This window comes from Streptomyces sp. NPDC054841 (assembly GCF_053611045.1).
Genome location: NZ_JBSGZO010000410.1, coordinates 1 through 7,932 on the forward strand (window position 1 = coordinate 1; position 7,932 = coordinate 7,932).

General features: G+C 66.7%; 4 protein-coding genes. 1 reads left to right on the forward strand and 3 read right to left on the reverse strand.

Annotated elements, in window-relative coordinates; all coding sequences use genetic code 11:
* Nucleotides 1-76: 76 nt before the first annotated feature.
* The 3 genes from ACWGI8_RS34870 to ngcE form a co-directional block, all read right to left on the reverse strand.
* Nucleotides 77-946 carry a carbohydrate ABC transporter permease gene (locus ACWGI8_RS34870; RefSeq protein WP_453667167.1) on the reverse strand — a complete coding sequence of 290 codons (870 nt, stop codon included), beginning with the start codon at nucleotides 944-946 and terminating at the stop codon, nucleotides 77-79.
* 165 nt (nucleotides 947-1,111) lie between these two features.
* Nucleotides 1,112-2,035 carry a carbohydrate ABC transporter permease gene (locus ACWGI8_RS34875; protein ID WP_453667161.1) on the reverse strand — a complete coding sequence of 308 codons (924 nt, stop codon included), beginning with the start codon at nucleotides 2,033-2,035 and terminating at the stop codon, nucleotides 1,112-1,114.
* Between the two features lie 82 nt (nucleotides 2,036-2,117).
* Nucleotides 2,118-3,569: an N-acetylglucosamine/diacetylchitobiose ABC transporter substrate-binding protein gene (gene ngcE, locus ACWGI8_RS34880; protein ID WP_453667163.1), complete on the reverse strand. Its 1,452-nt coding sequence runs from the start codon at nucleotides 3,567-3,569 to the stop codon at nucleotides 2,118-2,120.
* A 491-nt stretch (nucleotides 3,570-4,060) separates the two neighbouring features.
* Between ngcE and ACWGI8_RS34885 the strand changes: the two genes are divergently transcribed.
* On the forward strand, nucleotides 4,061-7,882 hold the full coding sequence (locus ACWGI8_RS34885) for a GH92 family glycosyl hydrolase (protein WP_453667165.1): 3,822 nt from the start codon (nucleotides 4,061-4,063) through the stop codon (nucleotides 7,880-7,882).
* The last annotated feature ends 50 nt before the right edge of the window (nucleotides 7,883-7,932 follow it).

Genomic DNA, 7,932 nt, shown 5'->3' on the forward strand with positions numbered 1-7,932 from the left:
TCGCACGAAGGGCGCGGAGGCTGCTTCGGTACTGCTGGGAGACTGTTTCGGTACTGCCGCGGAGACTGTCTCGGTGCTACTTCAGAGCTCCCGCCGTCAGACCGGCGACGACCTGGCGCTGGAAGATGACGTACGCCGCCAGCACCGGCAGCATCGCCATCACCAGTCCGGCGAACAGCCCGGACCAGTCGCCCTTGTACCCCTGGCTGACCGCCAGCTGGACCAGGCCCTGGGAGAGCACCTTGTTCTCCTGCTCGGTGTTCAGCACCGTCGGCAGCATGTACTGGTTCCACTGCCCCAGGAAGTTGAAGATCCCGACGCTGATCAGGCCCGGCTTGGCCATCGGCAGCATGACCTGGAAGAACGTCCGGGTGTGCGAGGCCCCGTCGATCAGCGCCGCCTCGGCCACCGAGGTCGGCAGCGTACGGAAGAAGGCTGTCAGGAAGAACACGGTGAACGGCAGCGAGTAGGCGATGTAGACCAGGATCAGGCCGTGGATCGTGTTCAGTAGCTGAATGTTGTTCATGACGTAGAACAGCGGGACCAGCGCGAGCATGATCGGGAAGCTCATTCCTCCGATGAAGAGGAAGTAGATGAAGCGGTTCCCCGGGAAGTCGAAGCGGGCGAGGACGTACGCCGCCATGGAGCCGAGGAGCAGCGTGCCGGCCAGCGACCCGGCCACGACCAGGATCGTGTTGAGGAAGTAGTCGCTCATGTGCGCCTGGCTCCAGGCGCGCGACCAGTTCTCGAAGTGCAGCCTGTCCGGCAGCGACCACGGCGAGCTGAAGATCGCGTTGTCGTCCTTGAAGGACGTCATGACCGCCCAGAGCAGCGGCATGACGACCATGAAGGCCCAGAGGATCAGCATGCCGTGCGAGAAGACGTTGAGGACCTTGCCCTCGCCGCGCTTCCTCTTCGCCGGAGCGGACAGTTTGGCCACCGGCAACGGCTCGTCCGAGCGCGGGGCGGGACGGATGTCGTCTGTGACCTTCACCGGGAATCACCTCGTGCTGTCATTCCGGCCGCCTCGGCCGAGCTGCCGTTCTGCCGGGGGTCCGGGGGCCCCGCGACGGGGTCGCAAATGTATTCGTCCCCGGGAAAACACTGCATCTCAGTACTCCAGCCGCTCGCGCCGGCCCAGCTTCATCACGACGGCCGCGAAGGCCAGCGTGACGACGAGCAGGGCGACGCCGATCGTGGTCGCATAGGCCGCCGCACCGTCGCGGAACGCCGACTGGTACACGTACAGCACCATCACGGTGGTCGAGTAGTCGGGACCGCCCGGGCCCGTGGTCATGATCTGCACCACCGCGAAGGACTCGGCGCCCAGCGCGAGGATGCCCATGTAGACCCAGCCGGACTGGATGGTGTCCCAGAGCAGCGGCAGCGTGATGCGGAAGAAGGTGGTGATCCGGCTCGCGCCGTCCAGCAGCGCCGCCTCGTAGAAGTCCTTGGGGATGGAGGCCATGCCCGCGGAGAACAGGACGACGAAGAAGCCGACCGTGGACCAGACGAGGACCGCCATCACACACCACAGGGCGAAGTCCGGGTCGCCCAGCCAGAGCGGCTGGATGCTGTCGAGACCGATGGCCTTGAGGGCGGAGTTGATGGCTCCGCTCTCCGGGTTGTACGCGAACTGGAAGAGCAGGGCGACGATCGCGATCGAGAGCACCTGCGGGAAGAAGTAGGCGATCTTGTAGAAGGAGGAGCCGCGCACTCCGGAGACCGCGGCTCCCTTCCGGTGCCGTCCGCCGGCATTGATCATGAAGGAGAAGAACAGCGCCAGGCCGATCGTCACCAGCGGCAGCAGCAGCGCGAACAACAGGCTGTGCTGGAGCGACTTCCAGAAGATGTCGTCGTCCAGAAGCCGCGCGTAGTTGTCGAAGCCGACCATCTTGAAGTCGGGACTCAGGCCGGTCCAGTCCGTGAACGAGTAGTAGATGGACTGGACGAACGGCCAGATGACGAAGACCGCGTACAACGCCAAGGGGGCCGCGAGGAACCCCACGATGAACCGGTACTTGCCGTGTTGCATGGTTACCGATCCCGACCTTCCGGAGTGTGCCGCCGCTGGTGCTGTGTACTCCCGGGGGCCCGCCCCCGGGCCCCCGGGCCGATCACTGGTGCTTGTAGTGCTTGATGGAGGAGTCCTGGGCCGCCTTGTCGGCGAAGCCCTGGATCTTGCTGATGGCCTCGGCCGGGGTGAGCCGACCGGCCATCATCTCGCCCAGACCGGCAACGCCGATCTGCTCCTTCTGGAGCTTGACATACCAGTCCTGCAGGCGCGGGTTGACGACATTCGTTCCTGCCTTGTCGAGCGCGGCGACACCGGACTTCAGACCCGGCGTCAGCTCGATGCCGTCGGTGCCGCCGTTGAACGCGGTCAGCGACTTGACCTGCTTGGTGAAGTTCTTCGAGGACTCCTCGCTGAGCATGATGCGCAGCTGCTCCATGCCGCCCTCGACGTTCTTCGCCTTGGCCGGAACGATGAAGGGCTCACCACCGGACGCCCAGATGGTGCCGAACGGCATCTTGTCCGACTTGTCGAGGCCGGTGGGGGCGGAGACCGCCAGGTTGAAGTCCTTGGGCATGGTGGCGGCCGCCTCGTTCTCCACCCAGGAACCGTTGGGGATGAACAGGGCCTTGCCCTTGGTCCAGGCGGTCTGGGACTGGATGTGGTCCAGGCCCGGGGTGCCCTTGAGGATGTAGCCCTTCTTGTAGAGCTCGTAGTACGCCTCGAACGCGGCCTTGACGGCCGGGTGCTTCCAGGCGTTGGGCTCCAGGTTGTCGATGGCGTCGAGGACCTCGACGCCGCCGATCTTGGCAATGAACGGGTAGAGCGAGAACGGAATGTAGTAAGGGTGCTTGCCCGCGTACGTCCAGCCGGCGATGCCCTGCTTCTTCGCCTTCTCGCACAGGGCGAGCATCTCGTCCCAGGTCTGGGGGTACTGGGCGTCGAGCTTGTCGAGCGCGGTCTGCGAGTACCAGACGCCGTAGACCGTGTAGGCGTAGTAGAAGATCCAGACCGGGTCGCCGTCGAACTGGCCCATCTCGACGATGCCCGGACGGAGCGTGTCGCGGACCTTCTTGTTCGGGTCGTCGATGGATGCGGCGTCGAGCAGCGGGGTGAGATCGGCGAGCTGCTTCTTGCCGACGAGGACACCCATGTCCATCTGCTCGGCGCCGGAGTTGTCGATGAGGTCCGGCGGGGTGCCGCCGTTGAAGCGCGGCTGGAGCTCCGACTGGATCTTCTGGGTGGCCTTGTGCTTGACCTTCGGGGCCTTCGGGAAGGCCGCGTTGAACTTCTTCTCGGCGTCGATCGCGTACTGCTGGCCGAATCCGCCGTCGAAGATCACGACCTCGAGGGCGGCGGTCTCGTTGACGCCGAGCGGGTTCTCCTTGGTGACCTTGCCCTTGTCGACCTTGTCGCCACCGCTGCCGCCGTCGCCGCTGGCGCAGGCCGACAGGAGGCTCATCGCGGGAATGCCGACCAGGCCGATCGCCGCCGATCGCTTGATCAGATCGCGCCGGCCGAGACCGCCGTTCGTGTGCGCGGAGGTGGATCCCATGCTCAAGTCCTCGCCTTCTCCAGGACTCAGGCGGTGAACCGGTCGCCCGTCCTTCTCGCCTGAGGCGAAGGGCCCCGCCACCGCGGTCAATTGCTGAAGCTGGGTCGTGCAGGGGTGCCATGGGGAACGGAGCTGTGCAGGCGGCAGTCGGCGCTTTCGGCTGCCCGGCTGTCCGGCCTCCCCCCGTCCCCCTTGTCCGCCACCGTGTCACCGGCAAGTCCGGACGCCGACAGGTATAGTCCACTTCCCGCCACGTGAGCAAGATCGAAAGCAAGGTTGGGCGGCAGTCTTTCCCGAGTTGAGACCTCGCGGACACGAGAGCCCCGCCCGGATCCGATCGCCGGGGGGGATTCTCGCCGAATCGGCCGATTCCGCGCCCCCCATACCGCCAACACCCTTGACATCATGCGGCACTTACCTCCCTACTAGTGCCTGCGCATTGCGCTTGACAACGTTGTCTAGCTTCGCTTCGGCGGGAGGAAAGGCTCGGTATGCAGCCCAGACCCAGCCCTCGGCACAGACTCACCCGCGCGGTCGCCCTGATGGCGGCCGCTTCCCTGTTGGCGGTGACGGCGCAGTCGGCGGCCGCCGCACTCCCCTCCCGACCCACCGCCCCGTCCCAGGAGTTCTCCACCTCGTTCGAAGCGGACGAAGCCCAGCCCGACTGGCGCAATACCGTCGAAACAGGCCCTGACGGAAAGAAGCGGGCCGCGGGGGTCGACGGGGGATTCTCCTCCGGAATACCGGGCAATGTCACCGACAAGGTCATCGAGCTGCGTGCCAGCGACGAGAACTCCGGCTCCGGGGAGACCAAGGAGAATCTGGTCGATCTCCAGCCGTCCACCAAATGGCTGGCGTTCAAGCCGACGGCCTGGATCGAGTTCGACATGGACGCCCCGGTCAAGGTCACCACCTACGCGCTCACGTCGGCCAACGACTTCGACATCCGCGACCCCAGGGACTGGATCCTCAAGGGCTCGCCGGACGGCAAGGATTGGAAGGTCCTGGACAGTCGCGAGGGCCAGACCTTCGAGAAGCGCTTCCAGACCAGGACGTACGACATCAGTGCCGCGAACGCGGCCCCGTACGCGCACTACCGGCTGGAGATCAGCAAGAACAACGGCGCCTCGGACATCACCCAGCTGGCCGATGTCCAGTTCTCCGACGGGAACACGCAGACCCCGGCCCCGGAGGACATGCGCAGCCAGGTCGACCGCGGCCCCGGCGGCTCCCCCTCGGCGAAGGCCAACGCCGGCTTCACCGGAAAGCGCGCCCTGAAGTACGCGGGCACGCACAAGCCGGACGGCCGCGCGTACTCGTACAACAAGATCTTCGACGTCGACACGGCCGTGCGGCGCGACACGGAGCTCTCGTACCGGATCTTCCCGTCGCTTCCCGAGACCGACCTCAACTACCCCGCCACGAACGTGGCCGTCGACCTCGCGTTCACCGATGGCACCTATCTGAGTGACCTCCGGGCGGCCGACTCGCACGGCGGGCTGTTGACGCCGCAGGGACAGGGCGCCGCCAAGCGGCTCTATGCGAACCAGTGGAACCAGGTGGCGTCCCGGATCGGCTCGGTCGCGGCCGGCAAGACCGTGGACCGGATCCTGGTGGCGTACGACTCCCCCAGGGGCCCGGCGAAGTTCCAGGGCTGGGTCGACGACATCCGCCTCGCGCCCAAGGCGCCCGAGAAGCGGCTCGCGCATCTTTCGGACTACGCGTCGACCGTCCGCGGGACGAACTCCAGCAGCTCGTTCTCGCGCGGCAACAACTTCCCGGCGACCGCGGTGCCGCACGGCTTCAACTTCTGGACCCCGGTCACCAACGCGGGTTCCCTCAGCTGGCTGTACGAGTACGCGCGCGCGAACAACGCCGACAACCTGCCGACCGTGCAGGCGTTCAGCGCCAGCCATGAGCCGAGCCCCTGGATGGGCGACCGGCAGACCTTCCAGCTGATGCCGTCCATCGCCGAGGGCACGCCGGACCCGGCGCGCACCGCCCGCGCGCTCCCCTTCCGCCACGAGAAGGAGACGGCGCGTCCGCACTACTACGGTGTGACGTTCGAGAACGGACTGAAGGCGGAGATCGCCCCCACGGACCATGCCGCGATGATGCGGTTCACCTATCCCGGTGAGAACGCCGCGGTGCTCTTCGACAACGTCACCGACCAGGCCGGGCTCACGCTCGACCCGGCGACGAGCTCGTTCACCGGCTACTCGGACGTCAAGAGCGGTCTGTCCACGGGCGCCACCCGGCTGTTCGTGTACGGCGTCTTCGACGCGCCCGTCACCTCGTCCGCCGCGCAGGGCGTCAAGGGCCATCTGCGCTTCGACGCGGGTGCGGACCGTACGGTGACATTGCGCATTGCAACGTCACTGATCAGCATCGACCAGGCGAAGAAGAACCTCGCCGCCGAGATCCCGGCGTCGGCGAGCTTCGGCGGCATCAAGGACCGGGCGCAGGACGCCTGGGACGACATCCTCGGCCGGGTCGAGGTCGAGGGAGCGACCCACGACCAGCTGGTGACCCTCTACTCGTCGCTCTACCGGCTGTACCTGTACCCCAACTCGGGCTTCGAGAAGGTCGACGGCAAGGACAAGTACGCGAGCCCGTTCTCCGCGCAGACGGGCCCCGACACCCCGACCCACACCGGCGCGAAGATCGTCGACGGCAAGGTGTACGTCAACAACGGCTTCTGGGACACCTACCGGACGACCTGGCCGGCGTACTCCTTCCTGACACCGAAGAAGGCGGGCGAGCTGGTGGACGGATTCGTCCAGCAGTACAAGGACGGCGGCTGGATCTCCCGCTGGTCCTCCCCCGGCTACGCCGATCTGATGACGGGCACCTCGTCCGATGTCGCCTTCGCCGACGCGTACGTCAAGGGCGTGCGCGGCTTCGACGCTCAGGCGGCGTACGAGGCCGCGCTGAAGAACGCGACGGTGGCGCCGCCGAGCAAGGGTGTCGGCCGCAAGGGCATGGAGACCTCACCGTTCCTCGGCTATGCCTCGACGGAGACCCATGAGGGCCTGTCGTGGTCGCTGGAGGGCTACCTCAACGACTACGGCCTCGCCAAGATGGCCGACGCCCTGTACGCGAAGACGAAGAAGGCGCGCTACAAGGAGGAGTCGGCGTACTTCCTCAACCGGGCCCGTAACTACGTCACCCTCTTCGACTCCAAGGCCGGTTTCTTCCAGGGCCGGAATCTGAAGGGCGACTGGCGGGTGCCGTCGGAGCAGTACGACCCGCGCGTCTGGGGCTACGACTACACCGAGACCAATGGATTCGGATACGCCTTCACCGCCCCGCAGGACTCACGCGGCCTCGCCAATCTCTACGGCGGCCGCCCGGCCCTCGGCAAGAAGCTGGACACCTACTTCAGCACTCCGGAGACGGCCTCGCCGGAGTTCGTCGGCTCGTACGGCAGCGTCATCCATGAGATGACGGAGGCCCGCGACGTACGGATGGGCATGTACGGGCATTCCAACCAGGTCGCCCACCACGTCACCTACATGTACAACGCGGCCTCACAGCCCTGGAAGACGCAGGAGAAGGTGCGCGAGGTCCTCTCCCGCCTCTACACCGGCAGCGAGATCGGACAGGGGTACCACGGCGACGAGGACAACGGCGAACAGTCCGCCTGGTACCTCTTCTCGGCGCTCGGCTTCTATCCCCTGGTGATGGGCAGCGGGGAGTACGCGATCGGCTCACCGCTGTTCACCAAGGCCACGGTGCGTCTGGAGAACGGCCGCACCCTGGTGGTCAAGGCCCCCAGGAACAGCGCGCGGAACATCTACGTCCAGGGCCTGAAGGTCAACGGCAGTTCCTGGAACTCCACCGCGCTGCCGCACGCGCTGCTCGCGCGCGGCGGAACACTCGAGTTCGACATGGGCGCGAAGCCGTCGCGCTGGGGCACGGGCAAGAACGCCGCTCCGGTGTCCGTCACGACGGACGACAAGGTGCCGTCGCCACGGCACGACGCGATCAGCGGGACGGGCGCGCTCTTCGACAACACCTCCGGTACGGAGGCGGCGGTCGAGGCGGCCGTGGAGCTGCCGGTCGCGGGCGCCGCCCGCGCGGTCCAGTACACGCTCACCTCCTCGGCCCGGGACAAGGCACCCGCGGGCTGGGTGCTGCAGGGCTCCCGGGACGGTACGGCGTGGACCGATCTGGACAAGCGGTCCGGTGAGACGTTCGCCTGGGACAAGCAGACCCGTGTCTTCACGGTCGCGCGCCCCGGGACGTACGAGAAGTACCGGCTGGTGCCGGCCGGGGCGGCGACGCTCGCGGAGATCGAGCTGATCTCTTAGCCGGGACGGTGCACGACGGTACGCACAGAGGCGGGGCCGCAGCCGAGGAG

Bases quoted from the DNA above. Each gene is read 5' to 3' on its own strand.
- ACWGI8_RS34885 (WP_453667165.1), top strand. From the start codon at position 4,061: ATGCAGCCCAGACCCAGCCCTCGGCACAGACTCACCCGCGCGGTCGCC.
- ACWGI8_RS34875 (WP_453667161.1), bottom strand. From the start codon at position 2,035: ATGCAACACGGCAAGTACCGGTTCATCGTGGGGTTCCTCGCGGCCCCC.
- ngcE (WP_453667163.1), bottom strand. From the start codon at position 3,569: ATGGGATCCACCTCCGCGCACACGAACGGCGGTCTCGGCCGGCGCGAT.